This window comes from Metallosphaera yellowstonensis MK1, assembly GCF_000243315.1.
Lineage (GTDB): Archaea > Thermoproteota > Thermoprotei_A > Sulfolobales > Sulfolobaceae > Metallosphaera > Metallosphaera yellowstonensis.
The window spans coordinates 729107-751857 of sequence record NZ_JH597770.1; the positions used below are offsets into that span (position 1 = coordinate 729107).

Here is a 22751-nt window from a genome sequence, read left to right on the forward strand (position 1 = left end):
CTGGTGGGGGAGCTGAACCTGAGGAGCGTGGAGGCGTTCCTCATGTTCTCGAGCGCCGTTCAGGTGGACCACCCAGGTTGATGAAAATCTTTAAGTTACGTTAAAGTCCCATAACTGCTGTAAAATAGTAATATTGTTTTCATTATTGTGAGAGCAAGCTGCTATAACTAAAAAACCTGGGATCAGGGTAGGATTAAAGTTATTAGCTTCAAAGTACAGTAAAGTATAAGGCGGGGTCAGCTCGTAACAGGCTCATCATACGTCAGCCCGTCGTCCCTCATCATCTGACCCCGTCATGTACCATGTTGTACTTTCACATATTTAAATTTTGCGGTACATTGTGGTACAATAAGGTTTTTATATTGAAGTACAATAAAGTATATTGAGGTAAAATGCCCAGACCCGGCTATAAATCGGTATATTTCCCGGATGAAGAGTTATGGAAGAGGATAGTTGATGAGGCTGAGAAAAGGAAAGTAAGCGTTTATGAAGTACTGAAGGACGCTTTTGAGTGTTATATGAAGGAAAAGGAAGGAAATAGAACGAGTTTAGAAGAAATAGTTAAGGAAGTGCAAGAATTGAAGAGGAGGGTCGAGGAGTTGGAAAAGAAGGTTAAATAGAATTTTTACTAGGTAAACTGGGAAGTTTATTGTATTTTTCTAACAAGAATAGAAAGCTGGGATCCCAGTATAAGCGCTTATACTACTATCAACACAATTTTTCAAAATTTAACTTTATGGGGGTTAGGGGGGCGGAAGTCCCTCTCCGTGAGGTGGGGGATGGGTAGCCCCCTTACAGAAACCCTTTATAGTTATCAAAAATGGATGTAACTATGCGGTACAGATTGGAAAGAGGATCGCATTCAGTTTACGCTCTTTATTACCACTATGTCCAGGTGGTGAAGTACCGCAGGAAGGTGTTCGATAATGAGGACATAATCAACTTCCTAAAGGAACAAATTCAAGAAATAAGCGAAACGTTCGAAGTTGAGGTCATAGACATAGGGGTGGATAAAGATCACTTCCACATGTTATTCAGGGCGAAACCAACCTTGAACATACCCGGATACATAAACGCGATCAAGACGATCACGTCTAGGGAAATACAGAGAAAATTTCCTCAAGTAAAGGAGAAACTGTGGAAAGGACACTTCTGGTCGCCTTCCTACTTCCTAGCAACAAGTGGACAGGTAACACTGGAGGTGCTGAAAAAATATGTGGAGAGCCAGGGGAAAGAGTGACAAGATCCAGCTATCATTCAAGTACAGGATTTACCCAACCAGTGAGGAAAAACTCCTCAGGGTGATGCAGGTTGAGGCTAAAGTGTACAATGCCCTGTTGGACGCAGTGAATAACGCGAGGAAAGAAGGGAGAAGGATGACACCTAAGGACACCCAAGACATGTTGAAAGACTTGAAGATAGAAGGGAAGGAACTAGTTTACTCCAAGGCCCTCCAAATGGTGAACAACCAATTGTGGTACAACATCAACTCTCTTCACGAACTGAAGAAGAAAGGGAGGAGAGTGGGGAAACTGAGGTACAAGAAGATCATGAAGATCATCAATTATAATCAATCTGGTTTCAAAGTTCAAGGAGACAAACTCTTTCTATCTAAGATAGGGGAGATGAAAGTACTCTTCCACAGACCGTTAGAAGGCGAGGTAAAAGGAGTGATAATAAAGAGGAGTGCAACTGGATGGTATGCTATCTTCCAGGTTGAGGTCGAAAAGAAACCTCTCGAAAGAACTGGGAAAGTAGTTGGGATAGACTTAGGAGTGGAGAAACTCGTAACCACCACTGACGGTGTGGTGGTAGAGAACCCCAGGGTTTTTGATGAGGTAGAGAGGAGGATAAAGATTTTACAAAAAACGTTATCAAGAAAAAAGAAAGGGTCTAGAAACTACGAGAAGGTCAGGGAAAAACTAGCCAAGATGCACGAGCATGTGAAGAATCTCATGAACGATCATATTCACAAGGTAACTTCATGGCTCGTAGAACAGTATGATGAGATATACGTGGAAGATCTCGATGTCAAGGAGATGGTTGAGGACAGTGAGAGCAAAGTTTTGAGAAAGCATATTCTCCACTCTAACTTCTCCAAGTTTGTGAGCTATCTCTCCTACAAGGCTGAAAGAGCTGGTAGGAGGGTGGTGAAGGTAGATCCGAGGGGTACCTCAAAAACATGTGCTAGGTGCGGACACGTTAAGAAGGATTTGACTTTGGCTGACCGTGTGTTTGTCTGTCCCAAGTGCGGTTGGGTCGCTGATCGTGATTATAACGCTTCTCTAAACGTTCTTCGTGCGGGGTCGGGACTGCCCTTAGAGCCTGTGGACAGGAAACCTCTGCTATTCCCTTCTCAGAGGGGGTGTATAGTAAGTTTCCTGGAAGAAGCAGGAAATCCTCATCGCGAGGTGGGGATGCCCCGTCCGTGAGGGCGGGGTAGTTCACTTAGAAGAAATTCGATTAGCAAATTGTTTTAATAACCTCTTTGCAGAGTTTATACATATGAGAATTGTTGAGGACAAGTACGGTAATAGGTTTCTAGAGATTGAGAATAAGGAAGATTTTAGGAAATTTAAGGAGGATTTATTAAAGAGGGCTAAGGAAAAGGCTAATGCCCGTAAACCTTCTTATGAGACCCAATCTCCCAAATGAAAACTATACAATTTTTCGGATCAACGCTATAAAGTATTCTTATATCCCTCGTAACTTCTATGGAAAACATAGTATTTCCGTATATATCTTTTCCCAACTTCTCCCTGGAGTATTTGAAAGGGTTCTCTTGCAACAACTCCAATTTCTCTAAAATCAGCATGAGCAATTTATCATTGAATTCATCAGTAGCGAATTCTATGAATTCCTCATAGCTCTTAGCCTTCTTCAGCTGAAACCTTAACTTCCACTCTCTGCAAACCACAATAAAAGATATAGAAAACTTATTTAAAAATTTTTCTTATTTCGTATATTATAACTCTAGGAGTAATAGTTATAACAATGATAATAGTGATAGCAGAAGTGATAGTCAAACTGTACTTGTCCTCGCTCACTACATATGTACTACCCTCTCATAACCACGTGGTGATCTACTAGCGAGGAATTAGTGCCGCGGCCGGGATTTGAACCCGGGTCACGGGCTCGAAAGGCCCGCATACTTTCGGCGCAGAGCTTGACCGGGCTATACTACCGCGGCAATGAAATTAGTTCAACATAACTATATAAAACTTACTTAGCCCCAGCATCATGAAAGTTGATGAAACGACCTGCGTCAAGGACGTAGTTGTTACCTCCAGTTTGTCCTTTGCACCTTCATTTCACTCATTTCGTCTTCAATCATGGTTGAGTGTGGAGAGTTACGCCACGGGCAAACACTTAGCCATCAGCCACTTATTTAAGGTATGCGGGTCGTGGGACCACTTCGACTTGAAGCTCACGCGGGTCACATCCGCGTCACTCTCACCTCTTGGGCAGAGCTTAGATGGTGTGAGAGATCGTCTTCTCTCGGTTAAAGTCGAGAATAAACGGACATAAAACGTTTCTATATTCCATGAAAATTAAACCTAACAAATTTGTCTGTAACGTTTTAGCCTTTGAGCGTGATGTAAAAAGGTTCAAAGAGGGCGCGAAACCTCACCTCTGGGAGGTGGGGAGGGGTACACTTTGTAAGGGTCTAGGCTTCGAATCCCATCTCCTTGAGATGTCCTCCTCTGGTCTTAGAGCTAGAATTGATCTCTCTAGCGATGCCGGAGGATTGGTATTACCACAAACTGATGGACATCACTGATGGACATCATAGAGTTAAACGCCCAAGACTACACATGAGCTGTCGTAGGTCGTGGAGTACAACGACCCCAAGTACTCCGTTCACGGAACGTATAAGTCGAGAGACGAACTAGAGAGGTAGTTCACTGCCCCCGCAACACGAATAGTAGTTATTTGATTTTCCCTTAACTGACGTCCTGTTATCAAGGGAAATCTAATAACTACTACACGAACTACACTTCACCTGAATGGTGCCCTGAACGTCCTCATGAAATACACCCACTTAGCTTTTCAACGTGAGGAGACCCCTCTCCTCCCTAGTAGACCACAACCGAGTAACACACATAAAGGGGTTAACCCTCAACTCAGGGAACACTCGCCTTCCCGGAGGGGACTAGATCAGTAACAAATAGAAACAAAGAGCTAAATCTTCACACTGGTATTCACCCTGATGATCCTCAGAGTCGTGTTGCAGATCAAGGGTAGACCCGCAATGCCTTTAGAGCCACATGACGGAAGTGTGGTGACAATCCTGGACGTGAAGGCGGAGAACGGAACCCAACGGCTACTCGTGGAAATAAGGGGGGAAGACAGGATCCTGAGCGCCCTAGAGGGAAACTTCACCAGGGTCTCGAAGTCGAAGTACCTGGGGACTCTCAGGGTAAAGGGCTTAACCGAGGGCATACTCGCAAAGTACGTTATTGTGAACGGTCTAGTGAACAGTGACTATACTGAGTGGACCGTTATCCTGAACGGCTACGGGGAGCTCAGGAGGCTACTCAAGGAGCTCCACGAGGGGAACGTTGAGGTCAAGGTCAAGAAGGTCACCAAGTACAAGAGCGGAGACGTACTCACCGCGAGACAGGAGCAGATATTGAGGATAGCCCTGGAGGCGGGATACTTTGAATTTCCCAGGAGGATTTCCGCCAAGGCCCTGGCGGAGAAATTGGAGTTGAGCGTGTCCAGCCTCTCGGAGATAATAAGGAGGGCCGAGAAGAACGTCATAAGTAACTACTTCCAAGAGAAGGGGTTGTGATGCACGGAGGCCTTCCTTGGAGGGACGGGAGACCACCTAAGGTCAAGGACCTCAGCGTGAACCTCAACCCCTTGGGAGTCCCAAGGTTTGTGGAGGAACTCCTGGAGGAGGCCCTCAGACTCAAGGTTTATACATATTATCCGGACGATTACCGACCGTTGAGGAGTGTCATAGCTGAGGTGTACGACCTGAGCCCGGAGATGGTGGGCTTGTTCAACGGAGCCAGCGAGGCCATATCCCTCCTTCAAGGAGATTACTGGGTTCCTGAACCCAACTACTCCGAGTACCCCAGAGGTTCAATTTACTTGGCCCAGGAAGAGAGGGACAGGTTCAGGTATCCTCTGTACGGTAGGGCGGTGGTGACTAGCCATCCCAACAACCCCACCGGTGCCCCACTCGACGAGGAGACAGTGGTGGGGTTCCTCCAGGATGGAGGAAGACTAGTGCTCGACCAGTCCTTCGCCGACATAAGCCCCGTGACCTCATTCGTCAGGTACCTCACCGAGTTCCCAAGGCTTCTGATCCTCACGTCGTTCACAAAGAGCTTCTCAATCCCAGGTTTGAGAATAGGGTTCACCTTGGGGTCAGATAGCCTCAAGCTTGAGAGGAGGGCTCCCCCGTGGAGGGTTAACGGGTTGGCTTACTACGTCTTCAGCAACGCTGACCCTAAGGAGATCAGGTCGTTCCTGAACAGCTCGAGGGAGAAGGTGAGGGATCTGCTGGATCAGGTCAACCTCAGCGAGGTCAAGGTCTACAGGTCCTCTGCGCCCTTCTTGTTGGTGGAGACCCCCATGAACTCCACCTCCCTGAACTCTAGGCTGAAGGGCCTAGGATATCACGTGAGGGAGTGCTGGGACTTCGTGGGGTTGAGATCTACACACGTGAGGGTGGCCCTGGACCAAGAGGTAAACAAGGTACTGAGGCTGATCCGAACCCTCTCCAGTGAGGCTCAGGGTCTCACAGTGTAGTAAAGCCTCTTCCTTCCCTTGCCCCTGTTCTCCACCTTTATGGTCTCTATCGTCCCTATCTCTCCGGTGTTCTTGACGTGGGGTCCACCGTCAGCCTGTACGTCCACCCCTGGTATCTCCACTATCCTCCAGGTCTCCTGCTCTGGGGGCATCCTCTCGGCCAGCTTGACCACTCCAGGTATCTTTAGGGCCTCCTCCTTGGACAGGAAGAGAACCCTGACCTCTATGCCCCTCCTAGCCACCTCGTTAGCCTCGCTGACGATGTCCTGGAGCACCTCCTTCTTCTCGACGTCGAAGTCGTCCTTTGCGTACTCGGGCGTTATGTTTCCCCCAGTTATGAGGGCCCCATACTTGTTGTAGGCTATGGACGCGATTATATGGGAGGCTGTGTGGAGCCTCATCATCCTATACCTCCTATCCCAGTCCAGTACCCCCACCACCTCCATCCCCTCGGTTAGACCCTCCGCGCTGTCCAGGACGTGAACGATCTCTCCCCCGTTCCTCTTGACCTCCAGGACCTTCCTCTCCTTTCCTCCACCTGTTAACCTCCCGGTGTCGGACTCGAGACCTCCTCCCCTGGGATGAAAGGCCGTCTGATCCAGCACCACTTCCTTGTCAGATACCCTGACCACCCTCCCCCTGAACTCCCTCACGTATGAGTCCAAGGCGTAGAGTTCCCTCGTCATCTCACTTTCTCCTCATGGTGACTGTTACCGTACCGTTCCTCACTTGAAACTGGATGGAGTCAGACACAACCTCAACTGGAAGTCTCACCACCTTGATGACGACCTTGCGTCTGGGATCGTAAACGTATAGGGAATGCTCGTCGGCCTTGAACATGAGGTCTGAAGCTCTGACCTCGGCCGTCCTGAGGTCGAGGTAAACGTTCACCTCACCGTCGCTCACTATCACGTCCACGTCGGGATCGTTATCTACCTGTATAAAAGGCACCCAAACCCCCATAATAATTACGTCAAACTCGCTTATAGACATGGCGGTCTGTGTGTATCCCAGGAGTCTGGGTGAGCGGGTCAGCCCATGAGGTATTCCCAGAACTTCGCGTTGATCCTGGAATTTGAACCTAATATTACTGTCTCCCAGGTCTTTTAAGCGGGAGAGGAGAATATATGTTATAGTATGCTTGGAAAAGACTTCCAAAAGTATTGGGCTGGGTCTGAAGAGAAGAACGTTTGGGGAAGCTTCAAGGGAGCCTTTAAGAGCAGGGAACCACTCAAGTACAGGCTGGTACAGGCCCACTACAAGCTGGGATCCATGATAAGCAGACTTGATGTACACATAGCTAGACTCCAGGAGAGGGATAGGACACTGTTCGAGAGGGTCGTAGCAGCACAGATGGCAAAGGACACCACCAGGGCCTCCATGTACGCCAACGAGGTAGCTGAGATAAGGAAGATGAGCAAACAACTGATCATGACTCAGATAGCGTTGGAGCAGGTGCAGTTGAGGATGGAGACAGTCAGCGAGCTGGGGGAGGTCTTCGCCAACCTAGTGCCCGTGGTGGGAGTGATAACGGAGCTCAAGAACGTACTCAAGGGAGTCATGCCCGAGCTATCCATAGAACTGGCAGGGCTCAGCGAGGACCTACAGGAGGTCGTGATCGAAGCTGGAGACTTCACGGGAGGCTACAGCTACACCGGTGCAGCAACTCCAGAGGCCAGGAAGATACTGGAAGAGGCATCTGCAATAGCTGAGCAGAGAATGAAGGAGAAGTTCCCAGACCTACCTGTGAACGCCATGGCCCAAAGGGCCTGAAGGTAGTCAGAATCACTTTTTATTTTATCCTCCCACTCATTCTTGTGGCCGAGGGAAACTTCACGGTAACCCCTTGGGAGGTCAAGGGTAAAGTAGACTATGATAAGTTAATAGTGCAATTCGGTACCCAGAAGATCACCCCTGAACTCAAGGAGGAGATAAGGAGGGCAGTGGGTGGGGAGCTCCACGTCATGCTGAGGAGAGACATCTTCTTCTCCCACAGGGACTTGGACCTCGTACTCAAGGATTGGATGACGGGAAAGGGCTTCTTCCTCTATACAGGGAGGGCGCCCTCCCTGGGGATGCACGTAGGCCACATGATCCCGTTCCTCTTCACCAGTTGGTTACAGAGGCAATTCAAGGTAAACGTCTACATCGAAATAACGGACGACGAGAAGTTCATGAGGAACCAGGACTACACCCTGGAACAGACGAGACAGTGGGCCTACGACAACATCCTAGACATAATCGCTGCGGGCTTCGACCCGGACAGGACTTTCATCTTCCAGGACACGGAGTACATCAGAAACATGTACCCCATAGCAGTAAAGATAGCCAAGAAGCTCACCTTCTCCGAGGTCAGGGCCACCTTCGGGTTGGACGTTTCTTCCAATATAGGAATAATATTCTATCCGGCTCTGCAGATAGCTCCCACCATGTTCGAGAAGAGGAGATGCCTCATTCCTGCAGGGATAGATCAGGACCCGTACTGGAGGCTCCAGAGGGACATAGCGGAGAGCCTGGGTTACTACAAGGCTGCCCAGATACACAGCAAATTCATGCCACCGCTCACAGGTCCTGAGGGGAAGATGAGCTCCTCAATCCCTGAGTCTGCAATCTACTTGGTGGACGATCCCAAGACGGTGGAGAGGAAAGTCATGAAGTACGCGTTCTCTGGGGGACAGCCAACCATAGAGCTTCAGAGGAAACTGGGGGCCAACCTGGAGATCGACGTGCCCTATCAGTGGCTCTACTACTTCTTTGAGGAGGACGACTCCGAGATCAAGAGGATAGAGGCGGAGTATGGATCCGGGAAGATGCTCACCGGGGAGATAAAACAAATCCTGGTGGAGAGGATAAACAAGTTCCTCGAGGTTCATAGGCAGAGGAGGGAGGAGGCCAAGGACCTGGTCAAGGTGTTCAAGTACGAGGGTAAACTGGCGTCTCAGATGTGGGAAAAGATCCACGAATGAGGGAGAGAGTGCCCGACGCCGAGGTTTCGGAACTGGGTGAACGTTAAAGAGAATACAAACTCATGGGAGCGCTATAAGGTAATGGGAGAGAAGGGTTTTATGGCGACGTTTGAGGGAAAGCCGATGGCTGAAACTGCTCGAGAAACCTTAACAGAAGTAGTAGGATCAACGAGATAGAGAGCCCTCCAGGGAGACTGTAACGCTTCTACGTAACTACTCGTTATTTTTAATCACTTCTAAATATCGTTTTGATTAAGTAATGTTTATATAGTATTACCAAAGTAGTTTTTATTGATGATCCCCCTAACTGATGACGGGCACTGCTCACGAGGTTTGGGGAGTGATAAAAGTGTGGATGGGAGGGTAGTGGTGTTTCCCTCGACTAGCCCCAATGAGTTAAGGGTGACTGTATATGATCCCTTAAGAGGGGTGCCCGTGGCGGAATTAGAAGTAATTAAAAGTAAGGAAAAGTTACGCCACGGGTAAACACGAATTATTAGTTGTTTTAATACCTCCGTATTTTGGTTTCACCAGACTGAGGATGGACTCCACCCATTCAAGGGAAGAAGAGGACTGTACAGCTCTCTCCAAAAAACTAAAATAAACTGAAACCCACTCCCCCACATGGATAGAATAGGCTACGCTGTCCTGGCAGCTATACTGGACGTGGTCCTGGGAGTTTCCTCTCTCCTTCACCTGCCGCTCCTAGATCTACTGGCCCTGATATCCTTCGTCTCTGCCCTCTACTCCTTCCTTCCCATGAGGGAACTCACCTTTACGGTCCCAGTATCTCTAGTCCCCTCACTCCTCCTATCCGGATCTCCAGCTCCCCTAATCCTCGCGTCAGTACTATCAGTGTTATCATATTACCTGAGGGAGCACGTGACGTCCTTCCTGCTAGTCCTCTCCCTCTCCCTCGCTGTAATGAATTCCGGTGCCTTGATCCAGACACTGGGTTACCTGGTCCTAACTGCTTCGCTCCTCTACCTTAGGGCCGACCTTAGGGGAGTCGTGGGGAACGGCATACTCTTCCTGATACTGGCAGCCTTCTTCTTCACATCGTCTCAGTCCTCCCTGGTGAACCAACTCTCAGACGTGTCCTTTTACTCCCTGTTCTTCGGAGTCTTCGGGATGGCCGTGGAGGGGAGGACTCTACCCAGGAGGCTCCCTAGGGCCCCCCTTCTGTTCGTCCCCTACGCTCTCCTGACCCTCACCTTAGGGATACCTGAGGCCTACTACTGGTGGACCTCAAAGTCCTTCTTCTTCAGGGTAGACCCCCTCTCCCTCTGGGTCCCGTTGAGGTACTTCCCCCAGGTCAACGAGGTGGCGGGGAGTTGGCCTTTGTCTCACCTGACCGTCAGGCTGGGGGAAATTGGAGTCGATCTCTACATCGCGATCCTGGTTTACGTATCAGGGATGACCTCCTACCTCATGTTCAGGGGACTCAGGGTCAGGTATCCGTCCCTCTTGGCGTTAGTCTATCAACTCCTCTCCCCCTTCGACCACCCGTACCTCCTCTTCGGCTACTCCGTCCTCCCCCTCACGCTCTGGTTAATGAACAGCGATGTCAGGGCCTACCTCAAATACCCAGCCGTGATGGTAACGTCAGTCCTGGGCTCCTCCTACTTCCTCTTTCCCCTCCAGGCCTCCCTCCTTGGTGGAGTCACAAGCAGGAGAGGGGTGGGGTGGGCAGTCTTAGCCATGATAGGGGCCAACCTCTTCTGGATAGTCCCCTACTCCCTCCTGGGTACCCCCAGCCTCGGTGAAATAAGCGACGTGTTACCACTGACACTCCTCTTACCTCTTGTAGTCTCCGCCATCCACTTCGGTGCGGAGAGGAGGTACGCCCTCCTGTCCATAGCTTCACTAGCCTACATTTCGGCCTCCTTGCCCTACGGGGAGGCACTCTACCCCGTGGCAGTGATCTCCACCCTCCTGACAGTGAACAGGGGCAAGGCCCTGATAGCTGGGCTGACCATCTTCATCCTACTCACGGCCTCGGTCTACCAATTAGTCAGCTTCCACCCTGTTCAGATCCCCTCTACTCTAATTAAGGCAGAGACTCAGGTGGAGAACGCCACGCTGGTCTGGTGGAACACAAGTTACCCCCTTCTCTCATCTGCTCCCACGAACGAGACTCCCGTATCCGTCACGGCGATACAATACGTAGTGGGTAACGGTACCGTAAAGGAAAATCCCAATTACACTGGGTTCCCTCTCTCCATCAGGGTTATCCTCCCCTCTAACTTCATCAGGGTCAACGGATCCTGGATATCTGAGAATCGCCCTGTAGTCGTGGTGGGACCGAACAACTTCACTTACTCCTACAGGTCTGGAGACCTCTCCCTGGAGCAGAGGTCTACCTACGTGCTGGTGAACTCCAAGTTGGGGTTACAATTCCTGGACTGGAAGTTCTCCCCAGGTAATTCCTCGGCGTTCTCTGTCTCCGTCTCTGGGGAGTGGTTACGCCTTTACCAGCAGGTATACTTGGCCCTAGCCCAAAACGTCACACAGAACGTCAGTGTGACTCCCGTGTCCTTTAATTCACTGGCGGTCACCCTGGGAAACCCCAGCCCCATCCTCCAATTCTCCCCTCCCAGGATAGACCTGTTGGGCTACGGAGCTCCCCTGAACCTGACCGAGAACTTCACCCTTACCCTGTACTTCCTAAACGCCGGGGGTTACGTGGAACTCTACGGGGAGCAGATCAACGGGGAACTCCACCAGCTCTCTGTCCTATCTCACCTTCCCTGGGGGAACGTGACTGACGTAATTCTCCTCCTACCTTTGGGTAACCAGTTGGAGTTGAGATCCCTATCCATCTCCACCTTGCTTCCCTTAAACCTCACTCAGAACTGGGTAGCCTGGTCCTCCCCACGACCTGCTAACCTGACCTTCCTCCCTTCAGTCCCGCTCAACGGGACCCTGTACTTCTCCAGTTCTCCCCCCGTGAGGTTACAGGGGGTTCTGGCAAATGGGAGTTCCCTCTACCTCGAACCTGGATCGGTAGTGGTTGGGTTGAAGGAGGTCACAATCACGTCGCCGCCTGGGACCGTGAACTTGACCTCCCTGGTCCTAGTGAACGGGACGAAGGAGTATTATGTCGTGGGAAAGTTCAACGTGTCCACAAAATATGTAGTGAATCAGACGTTGGTGTTGGGGGGTCTCCTGGATAAGATTGAGACCCCGGTGGACCTGAACGTCACGGTAATCCCCCTCCCCGTGTCCTCTAACCTCTTTGTACACTATCTCGTGGATGGAAAGGTGTCGCAGAACAGGTCCTTCCTGTTAACTCCAGGTGAGCACAGCGTGATGATATACTTCCCCGCTGAGAATTTAGTTTATCAGGGTCTGTACTTCTCGGTAGTCTCCTTCCCGTTGACCTTCATAATCGCCCTCCTCTCCGAGAGGTTGAAGACCTTATTCTCAAAGGTAAATAGGGTCCTTGAAAGGATGGCAAGCCAAGGAGGAAGTGAAGGAAGGGCAGAAGGCTGACGTCAAGTCCAGGCTCCCTACTACGAGACACCTCCGCTATTCCGCCCGATGGTTGAGCGAGATCTCTCCAGCAAAAGGTGTTGGAGAGTCAGTGAGTTTTCAGTTAGCAGTTGTGGGACTTTCCCTTAAATATCGCCCTGTAATCGAGGCGAAATCTGATAACTGCCTACACGATAGTATCGCTATTAAGGTGTAAAGTCACTAAGTGTACTTTCTTCTCGACGAGGGAAAGTGTTATAAAATGTTTAACAGTCAGCGGGGAGGAGGCCTGCCGGGTGGGAGATCGAGGACCTCCAAGGGACGTCAAGACCCTGGGACTCCTCGTTCTGGAGGAGGGAGAGGCTTCAGGGTTACCTCACGATCTTCACCATCGTGACCAACGTCGTCAGGGAGCTGGTGGGGGAGTTGAACCTGAGGAGCCTGGAGGCGTTCCTCAGGTTCGTTGAACGTCATTTAGGCGGACCGCTGGAACTGATGAAAATCTTTAAGCCACGTTAGAGTCCCATAACTGCTGTTTAGATTCAATTCTGACTTATTTTCGAGGAGGTAATTTTGGGTTTATCGCGAGAGGTAGGTTTTTCGCTCCCTTTGAACCCTCATTTTTGTAATGACTTCCGTAGAGTTCAGAACCCTAACCCCACTTCACGAGTAACTTTTGCAGGGAGGAGGCGTAATTACTCGTTGAGCCCAAGTCATAAACATCGTTCACCTCCCTCACGTAGAACTCCACCCCCTCCCTTAGCAGGATCCTGATCCCCTCAGTCAACTGTACCTCCCCCGTGCTGTCTGGCCTAACCCTCTCCAACGCATCGAATATCCTCGTGGAGAAGTAATAGTATGGGACGACCACCAGGTTGGACTTGGGTACCTTGGGCTTCTCCTCAACGTCTACTACCTTCCCGTCCCTCAGGATCACCGTGCCGTAGGGCCTCGGATCCTCAACCCTGGTCACGAGAAAGGAGTGCGGAGAAAGTATTGGGACGTCGTCCAGCAAGGTGTCTGCCCCCACAACGACGAAGTCCCCAGAGATGAAGGGCTTTGCCCTCAACACTGCGTCCCCGAATCCCCTGGGTTCAGGTTGGTTTACGAAGGCTATCCTACTCTCCTCCACCTTGGTGTAGAACTCCCTCAAGGAACTCCCCCTCCCCTTCCTCTCCAGGTATTGAAGGAAGTCGTAGTCTGGGGTGAAGTGATCCTCGATCACCCTCTTCCCCCTCCCCACTACTATCACGAAGTCCCTCACTCCCCTCTCGAATAACTGCTCGAATATGACTTGAATAATCGGCTTGAACTCCCCCTTGAAGGGAACTGGGAACATCTCCTTGGGTATCTCCTTTGATGCTGGCAACATCCTGGTTCCCAATCCAGCTGCGGTGATCACGGCCCTTACCTCCCCTCGGCTAGTCAAGGACTCCTCCCCTCCGTCATCCTCCCGTATCCCACTGCCCTGAACCTCTTCAACTTGCTCAAATCTAGAATCCTTCTACCGTCAACAACGTACTTCTCCTTGAGTAGGTCCTCTATCCCCTTGAACTCCTCCCACTCCGTGGCTACGATGACACCTTCAGCCCTTGCGATGCACTCCTCCTTTGTGCTGACCTGTTCCACAGACTCGGTCCTAGCCATGGGGTCGTATCCGATGACCCTCACTCCCTTCTCCTTCAGGAGGGAGGCTATCTTAAGTCCCACACTCTCCCTTGTGTCGTCGGTGTTGGGTTTGAAGGCAAGGCCCAGTATACACACTACCCTATCCCTCAACTCCCCCATCACTTCCTCCAGCATCCTCACAGCCCTTAGAGGCCTCTCCTCGTTGACTTGGATGGCTGCCCCGACTATCCTGAGGGGTTCCCCCAAATCCTCCGAGAAGGAGAGGAAGGCCTTTGTGTCCTTGGGGAAACATGAACCCCCGTATCCCAGCCCTGCCCTAAGGAAGTGGGGGGAGATCCTGGGGTCGAGGCCCATGGCTTTGGCCACGACGTTGACGTCACAGTTAAGCCTCTCACAGAGGTTGGCTATCTCGTTGATGAAGGAGATCTTGACTGCAAGGAAGGAGTTAGAGGCATACTTTATCATCTCCGCCTCCTCCCACGTAGTCCTGATGACCGGGGAGTTGGTGAAAGACCAAACCTTCTCCACCAGATCCATGGCCCACTGGGCCTCCCCTCCTATCACTATCCTGTCCGGATTGGTCGTATCCCTTATGGCACTCCCCTCCTTCAGGAACTCCGGATTGGAGACCACTTCCCTCCCGCTCAGCTCCCTCACTTTCCTAGCCGTCCCCGGGATCACCGTGCTCTTGACGGCTATAACTGAGTCCTTTCCCAGGACCTTGAGGGATCGGGAGGCCGAGAGGACGTAGTCTAGGGAGATCCTACCGTTCACGGTAGGGGTGGAGACGGCTATGAACGCCACATCCACGTCACTTAGACGGGAGTAATCCGTGGTGAAAGTCAGTCTACCCTGACTCCTGGTGAGGAGTTCCTTCAGGCCGGGCTCGTAGATTGGAACTCTCCCACAGTTCAGTCCCTCGACCTTCCTCTCGTCTACGTCCACTCCAACGACCTCATAACCCTTGTCCGCCAGTACGGCTGCAGTCACCAGGCCCACGTAACCGAGGCCCACCACTCCTATCCTCAACCCAGGACACCCCTGAACCACTCAACAGTCTTCCTTAAGCCCTCCTCCAGGCTCACCCTTGGTTCCCAGCCCAACCTCCTCCTGGCCTTAGTGATGTCTGCAGCCCTCCTTGGAGGGTCATCGACCCTGGGAGGGAGGAACTTGATCCCAGACCTACTTCCAGTCAGACTTATGATCGTCCTCGCCAAGTCCAGGATCTTGACCTCCCTGTCCGAGCCGATGTTGAACACCTCCCCCTTCACGTTCTCCCTGAGCATCCTGAGGGTGGCGTCAACCCAGTCGTCCACGTACAGGAACGCCCTGGTCTGACTTCCGTCACCGAACACGGTCAGGTCCTCCCCCCTCAAGGCCTGTACCACGAACCTCGACACCACTCTCCCGTACGTTCCGTCCTCCCTCAGCCTGGGCCCGTAGACGTTAAAGGGTCTCTGTATTCTGACGTCGAGGCCGTACTCCCTGTAATACGACATGGCTAAGGCCTCGGAGAACCTCTTGCTCTCGTCGTAACAGCTCCTCACTCCGGTGGGGTTTACCTTCCCCCAGTACTCCTCTGGAGTTGGGATGACCTCGGCATGACCGTAAACTTCGGAGGAGGAGGTGTAGAGGAAGGTCGCGTCGTTCCTCCTGGCTATCTCCAGGGCCTTATAAGTCCCCAGGGAGTTGGAGAGCGCCGTCTCCACTGGGTATCTCATGTAGTCCTCTGGTGAGGGCCTCGCAGCCAAGTGTATCACGTAGTCGAACCTCCCCTGAACGTCTACCTCCTCTATCCTCCCCTTCACTAACTTGACCTTAGGAGGGAAGTAGTAATACTTTGCCGTGGACATGTCATCCACTACAGTAACTTCGCCCTCAAGTGCTTCGATCAGGTGTGACCCTAGGAAACCTGCACCTCCAGTAACAAGATACTTCATGGGCATTTATGACTTCCCTGCAAATAAAAGCTTGTAGAGAGGAAGAAATGCTTTGAGCAATGACCTGATGAAAGGGTCTGGAGGTTGTGGTGCTTCATGGGGCATTTCTAACCTCAATCTAATTCCTTATTGCGGGTCTATATTGGCAAGAAGTTCTAGCTTTCAGCGTCTTCCTGATGAAAAGATGCCAGTGACATTGGTCAGGGAAGCCAAGGAGACGCTGGTCAGGGCGGTCAACTGGCATTAGAGCTCTCCACTAAATTGCAACTGAAGACACTAGACGTTCTTCAAATATCTTCAGCTCTGTTACTTAATGCGAAATCTTTCATCACTCTCGATAAGGACATATTGAAAAAGAGGGCTTTCATGAAAAATTGTTAAGATACCTGTTTCTGATTTATAGTCCTGACTTTCTATAACATGATGTTATTTATGTCTATACCTTTAAAGAATAATATTACAGTTGAAACGCCATGATAAAGGAGGACAAGGTTCACTTACCGTTCCGCTACGGATTACCTCGGTTTTCCTCCCCTAGACTTCCTGGCAGTCGACAGTAACCTTTACACCCTCGACGCTTACGATGGCGAGAAGTTCGTTACCATTTCCTTGAAGGAGTTGTACAGCCTTAAATACTGCATGGAGTTGAAGAGGGGTGAAATGCAGTCCTTCGCTTCTAAGCACGGTAGGAAAGGGGAGTTGTTGTTGAGGAAGTATTCCCATAGGGAGAGGAACAAGGTCATGGATTACGTTCACAAGTTCGTTAACGAGCTTCTTGAGACGTATCCCGTGACTACGTTCGCTGTTGAGAAACTGAACAAACAAGAGATGTTCCAAGACGCTAACGACAAGTTGTCTAAGAAGATTTCCAGGACTGTATGGAGGTCGATCCACCGCGTTCTTAAACACAAGGCCCCACTATACGGCTCCCTAGTTAAGGAGGTGAACCCTTACCACACCTCCAAGTCCTGCCCCAGATGTGGACGGGTTTCCCGAAAGGTCGGACTTTTCGTTGTGAGAGGTGTGGTTTCACCCTGGACAGGCAACTGAACGCATCCTTGAATATCTTCCTCAAGATGTGCGGGTTTCCCCACCTCTTTCTCACTCCCTCTGGGAGTAGGTGGGTTGGGGTTACCCCGTTAAGGGGGCGGAGGAGTAACGGGTTTCCCCGCGACTCCTGTGAAGCCCAAGGGCTGAGAATTGATATTAAATATTATGCCTATGAAGCCCGAACCCCCTCAGATTCAAGGCTCAAACGGGCTTAGAGAGTTCGCGTTACTGAAAGAGATTCAGCCCTCCTCCCTCCTCCCCCTCTCAACGACCCACCAGACCGCCCCTAACCCTATGAGTGAAATTCCGGCGACCTCGACCTCCTTTCCGTGATCTACCAGGCTGACCTTGGTCACATCCACCTTCACGTAAACAGGGACCGTCACCTTCCCCGACACCTCCTCCAGGGTCTGGTTAACCACCCTCTGGGTAGTCACGTTTCCGCACTTCAACTCCTGAGTCAAGTTGACGACCTTCTTCACCACAGTGATGTAGACTTCCCTATACCCCTCCACGCTCCAATTCCCAGGTGAAAGTGCGGAGAGATATGGCAGCTTCACCACTTCACTGGCCCCTCCGTGGCCTAGCTGGACGTAGACTGTGACGTTGGTCGAGTTCTGGTAAATCTCTATCTCCACGCTTGCCGTGTTAGGGACTAGGAAAGTCAGGGGTTTACTCCCAAGGGAGTAATTCAGGCTCACGTGGGTGTTAATACTCACTAGTGCCAGGGACAGGAGAGCTATCCCCAGGGAAACCAAGAGAGTCGATCTCAAACCTCCATCACCCTGAACCTCAGGAAGCTAATGAGAAAGGTCAAGGAGGTCAGGGCCAACTCGCCCACTACTCCGCTGACTATCTCTGAGGTGAGGTCCTTACCAAAGGATTGGGCTATCCAGAGGACGAAGGGGTTGAGGAACGACGTCAGATACAGCGGAGTGACATCTCCCTGGACCAGTTGGTAATAGTTTAAGGCTCCTCCAAACACGAAGATCCCCCCGAGGAGGAAGAGGGACAAGAGGGTGGAAACACCAGGGCTCCTGAACAGTAAGATGATGAGGAGCACCAGGTTCTCAGAGAAGAGGTAACCTGCAACGAAGGTGAGGTAGAGGAGTGAGGGAACCTCTACCCCGGAGAGCATAGAGTAGGTCAGGGTCGTGAAGACCCACATGAGCAAGGGCAGGACGACGTCGGAGATGTAGATGAAGAAGAAGAGGGTCTCCCTCCTCAGGGGGTAGGTGAGAAACGATATCATGCTCCCGTCGTACAGGTGTTCTCCAGTCACGAAGATCAAGTTCCTCAACCCCAGGGAGAAGGCCAAGGTCTCGGACACACTGATCAGGGGGACGAAAGCTAGGACAACTCCTAGGAGTTGGAATCCAAACCTCTCGTAAAACGCCACGAGGAAGACGTTGGAGACCAGCATTGTAGGTACTACCAGCTCCAGGGTGGGTTCCCTGTACCTCTCCCTGTAAACCATACTAAGCACTTGAAAACTTCTTGAAGACCTCATCGAGGGAAGCCCTCCTCGAGTTAATTATCTTGACCCCGGCGTCGTCCAACAGATCCACAATCTCCCGGAAGTTCCCCATCACCCTCAAGTAGCCCCCCTCTCTAGTTCCCTTCCCCAGTACCTTCAAGGCCCTCTCAGGGTCGTCTACGAGGAGGTGGATCTCCTCCTCTCCCTTTAGGACGTCATTTATCCTCCCTGAGAAGGTCACTTCACCACGAGAGATGAAGATCACGTGACTCACCAACCTCTCCAACTCCGAGAGTATGTGGGAGGAAATGAGGATGGTCACGCCGCTTCCGTTGAGCCTCTTCATGATCTCCTGGAACTGTAGCCTGGACGTGGGGTCCAGGTTTGAGGTCGGCTCGTCTGCGACCAGGAGTTCTGGGTCCTTCATAAGGGACGCGACCAACTGTACTCTCTGGAGCAGGCCGGAAGAGAGCTGGTTCAACCTCTTTTGAAGGTGGGGGGTGAGTTGGAACTCCTCTGTGAGCTCCCTGGGATCCCTACCGTATAACTTCCCTAGGTCTCTCAGGAGTTCCCCCACCTTTATCTCCCTGGGATAAAAGGGCGTCGCGAATATCACCGACATCCTCTCGTGTACCTTCGGGTTGTTCCACGGATCCTGACCGAAGACCTCCAGTTTCCCAGAACTCTTCCTGAGAATCCCTGAGATCATCTTGATGGTGACCGTCTTACCTGCACCGTTTGGCCCCACAAGACCGGTTACCGACCCTGGCTCCACATGAAAGGTGAGGTTCACCACCTCCCTTCCCCCTAGCGTCTTCCTCAGGTTCTCAGCAAGTATCACAATGTTAACAGTGCTGAGGGAAGATATTAACCGTGTTGGTCGTGGTTTGGGACCACTGCTTCTCCGTTTGTCCATATACTTTCATTTCTCTCATTTTATCTTTACGGGGGTTAAGGGAGGAAGACCACACTGTGGGGATGGATAGCTTCGTAGTTAACACTTGTGTATACTCCTTTTCAAACACTCTATCAACGACACTCACTGACGGGGTTAGCTTCACCGAGACGCCTTGGTCAAAGCGAGGGTCGGTGAGGTACCCCTCTTCCCCAATCAATATTCACATGTGGGGACAGCGCAGGTTCACTCAATGCTCGGGGCTGGTGAGGCCCGTAGTGCCTGTGGAGCTCCGCCCTCTACCCTTTGGGCAAGGAAGCAGGAAACCCGTCCGTTAGGGTGGGGTAGTTCACAATCTCGTCTCACTTCAATTTACTCATGGAAGAGCTATTAAAAAAAAAGGCTAGGGAAAGGGCATTGACGTGGAAGATACACTTAATACTTATCAGAGAAATATCCAAGGAAGACTGTAACACTTACGCGTAACTACTACTTATTTTTAATTACTTCTAAATATCGTTTTGATGTGGGTTATGTTCATGTAGTATTACAAATAGTTTTTATTGATGATCTCCCTAACTGATGACGGGCACTGCCCACGAGGTTTGGGGGGTGAAAAATCGGATGGGAGGGTATTGGTGTTTCCCTCGACTAGCCCCAATGACTTAAGGGTGACTGTGTATGATCCCTCAGCAGGGGTGCCCGTGGCGGAATTAGAAGTGGTTAAAGAAGGTAAGTTACGCCACGGGTAAACACTTTCCGGTCTCCCCTAAGATTCCCATAACTACTGTCCCTTAAATATCACCCTGTCGTCAGGGCCAAATCTAATAACTGTCCTCTTGAAATTAACCTCCTTGAGAGGAATGAAGCGTATAAGGACTTGAGGGATGAGTTGGAAAAGGTCAACAAGTTAACTCCTTCTAGTACTAAGCGAGTGGGTCTGGTACGAAACATCTCAACGTGACTTGGGGAAAAGGCCCGTAAATCTTTTTTGAGTCAGAAAGCTAAAAGTCTCGGACCCGTAGCTCAGCCAGGATAGAGCGCCGGCCTTCTACGGAAGGCGAGGTGAGCCGAGGGTCGGGGGTCCGAATCCCCCCGGGTCCGTTTTCCTCTCTAGAAGATACTTAGACAGAGAAACATGGTTCTCCTACTGTTACAGGTTTTGGGTTATGGGGGGCAAAGGGGGGACTCACCTCTCTGAGGTGGGGAAAGATAGCCCCACTGTTGTAAGGCTTTAAGCTTCGAACCATACTTTGACGTCCTCTGGTCAACTTATCGGGGAGCGAGAGCCGGGCTCTTCCCCGATGGTAGAGGAGGGCTAGGACCGATAGCACCCATAAAGGGTATAACCCTTTCGGGGAACCCTCGTCCCGCCTGGGGAGGGTCAGATTAAAGTTCCTACACTGCCTACCACTCCACGGTCCTTTTTCCGCCGTTGTTGACAGTTTTGATAATCGTAAATAGCAGTTATTAGATTTCACCTAGATTACAGGGTGGTACCGAAGGGAGATTCCCATAACTGCTGTAGGTAAGCTGATGCCGTAGCCAACAGTTTCAGACAAACCGTAAAGTTTATATCATTTCGTCATAAACTCTTATATGATGCTGAGGCCTAAGGAAGTCCGCCAACGCTTAGGAATATCCTATGCAACACTCAGAGAATACGTAAAGAAGGGATAAATAAAACCAGTGGTACAGAGCGGGAAGTGGAGGTTCAGGGAGGACGTGGAAAAGTTGATGGGTATTGTTAGAAAGAGGAAAGTGGTATTATACGCTAGGGTATCGAACACGTGAAAGGACGACTTAGTGAACCAAGTTACAGCAGTTATTAGATTTTGCCTTGACTTCAAGGCTACACCTAACGAAAAATCCCATAACTGCTGTAAAGTATAAGGCTCCGTTATATGGCTCCCTAGTTAAGGAGGTGAACCCTTACCACACCTCCAAGTCCTGCCCCAGATGTGGACGGGTTTCCCGAAAGGTAGGACTTTTCGTTGTGAGAGGTGTGGTTTCACCCTGGACAGGCAACTGAACGCATCCTTGAATATCTTCCTCAAGATGTGCGGGTTTCCCCACCTCTTTCTCACTCCCTCTGGGAGTAGGTGGGTTGGGGTTACCCCGTTAAGGGGGCGGAGGAGTAACGGGTTTCCCCGCGACTCCTGTGAAGCCCAAGGGCTGAGAATTGATATTAAATATTATGCCTATGAAGCCAAAACCCCTATCTCAACAGCCTGATCACTTTCCTCTCGGCTCTAAGGTAGAGGCCCGTGCTCAACAGCCACTTCAGGGGCGAATAGTAGGTCCGGAGCTTCACCAGGGAGAGGAACATCATGAGGGACACCTTAATCACTTTCCTGGACACCTTACTCCCCTTCTCCTGGTGATCCCATGGGATCGCTACCTCCTTGACCCTGAAGCCCCTCCTGACAAAGGAATAGATGAGGTTTACGTCGAAGAGCCAGTCGTTTATTACGAGTTCGTCCATCACCTGGGTCACCTTGTCTCTCCTCATGACCTTCAGTCCCGCCTGGAAGTCCCTGATCCTCCTCAGGGAGGGGAAGAAGAGCTTCGCCGTGAAGACGAAGGCCCTGTGAAGGAAACCTCTGGCCGCAGGGAGGTTCTCAAAGATTCTGGTCGTCACCACGAGGTCAGATCCCTCCAGAGTCTTGACGACCTTACACAACGACTCCACTTGAACAGGGAGGTCAGCGTCCAGGAAGATTATCACGTCACCCTTACTCCTCCTAATCCCCTCCCTTATTGCCCCTCCCTTACCCAACCTCTCACTGCTCACCACTAGCTCTACTGGGAACTTACTGACTACCTCTGGTGTCCTGTCGTTTCCATCAAACACCACGACGATTTGATGATTCTTGAAGAACTTAGTGAGGGTCTCCAAGGTTCTCCCTATTCTATCCTCCTCATTGTACGCTGGAATGACGATGGAAAGCATGTAGATTGTGAAACTTGCTAATATTTAACCTTTCCTAGCCAAAAATAGAGAGTTTAGAAACGTCCCCAAAGCTCTGGATTGTCAGGTTTGAAGCTAGAACTCCTCTCAATTAGAGGTGAGCTACACAGCCCTCAAAGATAGGGGCTTACGCACTGGATGGCACGAATATCATTTGATTGTTCAGAACTCCCTTAATCACTCCATCATTCGAGCGATTAAATTACCTCAGGGATTAAAATTACGACACGCTAAAACCATTTATGAATGATTTAATAATGGGTGATTCAGGGCTCCTTTGCAAATTGTAATATATCTCTCGGTTTAGACTTATTCAATGAAGGAATTACTGAATATATTTGATCATATCACGAAGAAATAAGGGTTCTTGTAATATTATTACAATGATGAGATGATAGGTCGAGAGGTTGTAGTTGAGGGCTATGGCCCGGGCGATCTGGAGTATCCTCCAGGGGGAGTGGCACTTCCCGAACTCTCCAGGAGGGAGTTGAAGGACTGGTCGGGTTGTTTGACCTGAGGAGGGGCCAGAGCTCCCTGGGGGCGAGGAGGTAGGAGAGGAGGGGAGAGCCACGGGTGGGGACGGACT

Annotated in this window: 21 protein-coding genes, 2 tRNA genes and 7 pseudogenes; 18 read left to right on the forward strand and 12 right to left on the reverse strand. The window is 50.7% G+C overall.

Annotated elements, in window-relative coordinates:
* Positions 1-392 precede the first annotated feature (392 nt).
* The 3 genes and pseudogenes from METMK1DRAFT_RS14845 (at position 393) to METMK1DRAFT_RS14855 (ending at position 2443) form a co-directional block, all read left to right on the forward strand.
* The gene (locus tag METMK1DRAFT_RS14845) at positions 393-620 is read left to right on the forward strand and encodes a hypothetical protein (RefSeq protein WP_009075696.1); all 228 of its coding nucleotides are present in this window, start codon (positions 393-395) and stop codon (positions 618-620) included.
* 212 nt (positions 621-832) lie between these two features.
* A complete protein-coding gene (gene tnpA / locus METMK1DRAFT_RS14850; protein ID WP_009075698.1) occupies positions 833-1240 on the forward strand; it encodes an IS200/IS605 family transposase in 408 nt (135 codons plus the stop codon).
* Positions 1215-2443: pseudogene (locus METMK1DRAFT_RS14855) on the forward strand (RNA-guided endonuclease InsQ/TnpB family protein). Before tnpA ends, METMK1DRAFT_RS14855 begins: the two are co-directional and overlap by 26 nt.
* Positions 2444-2611: 168 nt before the next feature.
* Here METMK1DRAFT_RS14855 and METMK1DRAFT_RS14860 read toward each other — a convergent pair.
* Both METMK1DRAFT_RS14860 and METMK1DRAFT_RS14865 read right to left on the reverse strand, forming a co-directional pair.
* On the reverse strand, positions 2612-2917 hold the full coding sequence (locus METMK1DRAFT_RS14860; RefSeq protein ID WP_009075706.1) for a type II toxin-antitoxin system RelE family toxin: 306 nt from the start codon (positions 2915-2917) through the stop codon (positions 2612-2614).
* A gap of 184 nt (positions 2918-3101) precedes the next feature.
* A tRNA-Glu gene (locus METMK1DRAFT_RS14865) sits at positions 3102-3190 on the reverse strand.
* A gap of 50 nt (positions 3191-3240) precedes the next feature.
* Between METMK1DRAFT_RS14865 and METMK1DRAFT_RS17910 the strand changes: the two genes are divergently transcribed.
* From METMK1DRAFT_RS17910 to METMK1DRAFT_RS14880, 3 genes are all read left to right on the forward strand, one after another.
* Positions 3241-3528 (forward strand): hypothetical protein, encoded by a 288-nt coding sequence (locus tag METMK1DRAFT_RS17910; protein WP_009075710.1) that lies wholly within the window; start codon positions 3241-3243, stop codon positions 3526-3528.
* A 682-nt stretch (positions 3529-4210) separates the two neighbouring features.
* Positions 4211-4795 carry a helix-turn-helix domain-containing protein gene (locus METMK1DRAFT_RS14875; RefSeq protein WP_009075714.1) on the forward strand — a complete coding sequence of 195 codons (585 nt, stop codon included), beginning with the start codon at positions 4211-4213 and terminating at the stop codon, positions 4793-4795.
* Entirely contained in the window at positions 4795-5763 is a 969-nt protein-coding gene (locus METMK1DRAFT_RS14880) for an aminotransferase class I/II-fold pyridoxal phosphate-dependent enzyme (RefSeq protein ID WP_009075715.1), read from the forward strand. Before METMK1DRAFT_RS14875 ends, METMK1DRAFT_RS14880 begins: the two co-directional genes overlap by 1 nt.
* On the opposite strand, the gene alaXM is transcribed toward METMK1DRAFT_RS14880, so the two are convergent.
* Together alaXM and METMK1DRAFT_RS17915 are read right to left on the reverse strand one after the other, a co-directional pair.
* Positions 5745-6449, reverse strand: coding sequence for an alanyl-tRNA editing protein AlaXM (gene alaXM, locus METMK1DRAFT_RS14885; RefSeq protein WP_009075717.1), 705 nt, complete (start codon positions 6447-6449; stop codon positions 5745-5747). The genes METMK1DRAFT_RS14880 and alaXM overlap by 19 nt on opposite strands.
* 1 nt (position 6450) lies before the next feature.
* Positions 6451-6921, reverse strand: a complete 471-nt coding sequence (locus METMK1DRAFT_RS17915) for a hypothetical protein (RefSeq protein ID WP_155812448.1) — start codon at positions 6919-6921, stop codon at positions 6451-6453.
* Between METMK1DRAFT_RS17915 and cdvB1/B2 the strand changes: the two genes are divergently transcribed.
* From cdvB1/B2 to METMK1DRAFT_RS16840, 5 genes and pseudogenes are all read left to right on the forward strand, one after another.
* The gene (gene cdvB1/B2 / locus METMK1DRAFT_RS14895) at positions 6901-7536 is read left to right on the forward strand and encodes a cell division protein CdvB1/B2 (RefSeq protein WP_009075719.1); all 636 of its coding nucleotides are present in this window, start codon (positions 6901-6903) and stop codon (positions 7534-7536) included. The genes METMK1DRAFT_RS17915 and cdvB1/B2 overlap by 21 nt on opposite strands.
* 44 nt (positions 7537-7580) lie before the next feature.
* Positions 7581-8729, forward strand: a complete 1149-nt coding sequence (locus METMK1DRAFT_RS14900) for a tryptophan--tRNA ligase (RefSeq protein WP_009075721.1) — start codon at positions 7581-7583, stop codon at positions 8727-8729.
* Positions 8730-9023: 294 nt separating this feature from the next.
* Positions 9024-9215, forward strand: a complete 192-nt coding sequence (locus METMK1DRAFT_RS14905; RefSeq protein ID WP_009075723.1) for a hypothetical protein — start codon at positions 9024-9026, stop codon at positions 9213-9215.
* A 138-nt stretch (positions 9216-9353) separates the two neighbouring features.
* A complete protein-coding gene (locus tag METMK1DRAFT_RS14910; protein ID WP_009075724.1) occupies positions 9354-12224 on the forward strand; it encodes a hypothetical protein in 2871 nt (956 codons plus the stop codon).
* 276 nt (positions 12225-12500) lie between these two features.
* Positions 12501-12722: pseudogene (locus METMK1DRAFT_RS16840) on the forward strand (IS701 family transposase); the annotation flags it as partial.
* 133 nt (positions 12723-12855) lie between these two features.
* Here the strand turns inward: METMK1DRAFT_RS16840 and METMK1DRAFT_RS14915 are convergent.
* Genes METMK1DRAFT_RS14915 through METMK1DRAFT_RS14925 form a run of 3 tightly spaced genes read right to left on the reverse strand, consistent with a single transcriptional unit; the run spans position 12856 to position 15772 of the window.
* Positions 12856-13632 (reverse strand): sugar phosphate nucleotidyltransferase, encoded by a 777-nt coding sequence (locus METMK1DRAFT_RS14915; RefSeq protein ID WP_009075726.1) that lies wholly within the window; start codon positions 13630-13632, stop codon positions 12856-12858.
* The gene (locus METMK1DRAFT_RS14920; protein WP_009075727.1) at positions 13629-14861 is read right to left on the reverse strand and encodes a UDP-glucose dehydrogenase family protein; all 1233 of its coding nucleotides are present in this window, start codon (positions 14859-14861) and stop codon (positions 13629-13631) included. The genes METMK1DRAFT_RS14915 and METMK1DRAFT_RS14920 overlap by 4 nt, the downstream gene beginning before the upstream one ends.
* Positions 14858-15772 (reverse strand): NAD-dependent epimerase/dehydratase family protein, encoded by a 915-nt coding sequence (locus tag METMK1DRAFT_RS14925; RefSeq protein ID WP_009075729.1) that lies wholly within the window; start codon positions 15770-15772, stop codon positions 14858-14860. The genes METMK1DRAFT_RS14920 and METMK1DRAFT_RS14925 overlap by 4 nt, the downstream gene beginning before the upstream one ends.
* A gap of 52 nt (positions 15773-15824) precedes the next feature.
* Between METMK1DRAFT_RS14925 and METMK1DRAFT_RS18545 the strand changes: the two genes are divergently transcribed.
* The 3 genes and pseudogenes from METMK1DRAFT_RS18545 to METMK1DRAFT_RS14930 all read left to right on the forward strand — a co-directional run.
* Positions 15825-16019 (forward strand): hypothetical protein, encoded by a 195-nt coding sequence (locus METMK1DRAFT_RS18545; protein WP_216586109.1) that lies wholly within the window; start codon positions 15825-15827, stop codon positions 16017-16019.
* Positions 16013-16175 (forward strand): annotated as a pseudogene (locus METMK1DRAFT_RS19305) (type II toxin-antitoxin system VapC family toxin); the annotation flags it as partial. The gene METMK1DRAFT_RS18545 and the pseudogene METMK1DRAFT_RS19305, both read left to right, overlap by 7 nt.
* Before the next feature lie 70 nt (positions 16176-16245).
* Positions 16246-17037: pseudogene (locus METMK1DRAFT_RS14930) on the forward strand (RNA-guided endonuclease InsQ/TnpB family protein); the annotation flags it as partial.
* A 24-nt stretch (positions 17038-17061) separates the two neighbouring features.
* Here the strand turns inward: METMK1DRAFT_RS14930 and METMK1DRAFT_RS14935 are convergent.
* From METMK1DRAFT_RS14935 to METMK1DRAFT_RS14945, 3 genes are read right to left on the reverse strand one after another with little or no spacing between them, the layout of a single operon-like run.
* Positions 17062-17595 (reverse strand): hypothetical protein, encoded by a 534-nt coding sequence (locus METMK1DRAFT_RS14935; RefSeq protein ID WP_009075735.1) that lies wholly within the window; start codon positions 17593-17595, stop codon positions 17062-17064.
* Positions 17592-18332 (reverse strand): hypothetical protein, encoded by a 741-nt coding sequence (locus tag METMK1DRAFT_RS14940; protein ID WP_048088050.1) that lies wholly within the window; start codon positions 18330-18332, stop codon positions 17592-17594. The genes METMK1DRAFT_RS14935 and METMK1DRAFT_RS14940 overlap by 4 nt, the downstream gene beginning before the upstream one ends.
* Positions 18301-19143 carry an ATP-binding cassette domain-containing protein gene (locus tag METMK1DRAFT_RS14945; RefSeq protein ID WP_048088161.1) on the reverse strand — a complete coding sequence of 281 codons (843 nt, stop codon included), beginning with the start codon at positions 19141-19143 and terminating at the stop codon, positions 18301-18303. The genes METMK1DRAFT_RS14940 and METMK1DRAFT_RS14945 overlap by 32 nt, the downstream gene beginning before the upstream one ends.
* Positions 19144-19760: 617 nt before the next feature.
* Between METMK1DRAFT_RS14945 and METMK1DRAFT_RS16845 the strand changes: the two genes are divergently transcribed.
* The 4 genes and pseudogenes from METMK1DRAFT_RS16845 to METMK1DRAFT_RS16855 all read left to right on the forward strand — a co-directional run.
* Positions 19761-19946: a hypothetical protein gene (locus METMK1DRAFT_RS16845; RefSeq protein WP_009075744.1), complete on the forward strand. Its 186-nt coding sequence runs from the start codon at positions 19761-19763 to the stop codon at positions 19944-19946.
* 263 nt (positions 19947-20209) lie between these two features.
* Positions 20210-20298 (forward strand) — tRNA-Arg (locus tag METMK1DRAFT_RS14950).
* A gap of 498 nt (positions 20299-20796) precedes the next feature.
* Positions 20797-20985, forward strand: a pseudogene (locus tag METMK1DRAFT_RS14955) (helix-turn-helix domain-containing protein); the annotation flags it as partial.
* 91 nt (positions 20986-21076) lie between these two features.
* Positions 21077-21429 (forward strand): annotated as a pseudogene (locus tag METMK1DRAFT_RS16855) (transposase); the annotation flags it as partial.
* Here the strand turns inward: METMK1DRAFT_RS16855 and METMK1DRAFT_RS14960 are convergent.
* Positions 21413-22147, reverse strand: a complete 735-nt coding sequence (locus tag METMK1DRAFT_RS14960) for a glycosyltransferase (protein WP_009075748.1) — start codon at positions 22145-22147, stop codon at positions 21413-21415. The pseudogene METMK1DRAFT_RS16855 and the gene METMK1DRAFT_RS14960 sit on opposite strands and share 17 nt — an antisense overlap.
* A 343-nt stretch (positions 22148-22490) precedes the next feature.
* A pseudogene (locus METMK1DRAFT_RS17925) lies at positions 22491-22751 on the reverse strand (IS256 family transposase); the annotation flags it as partial.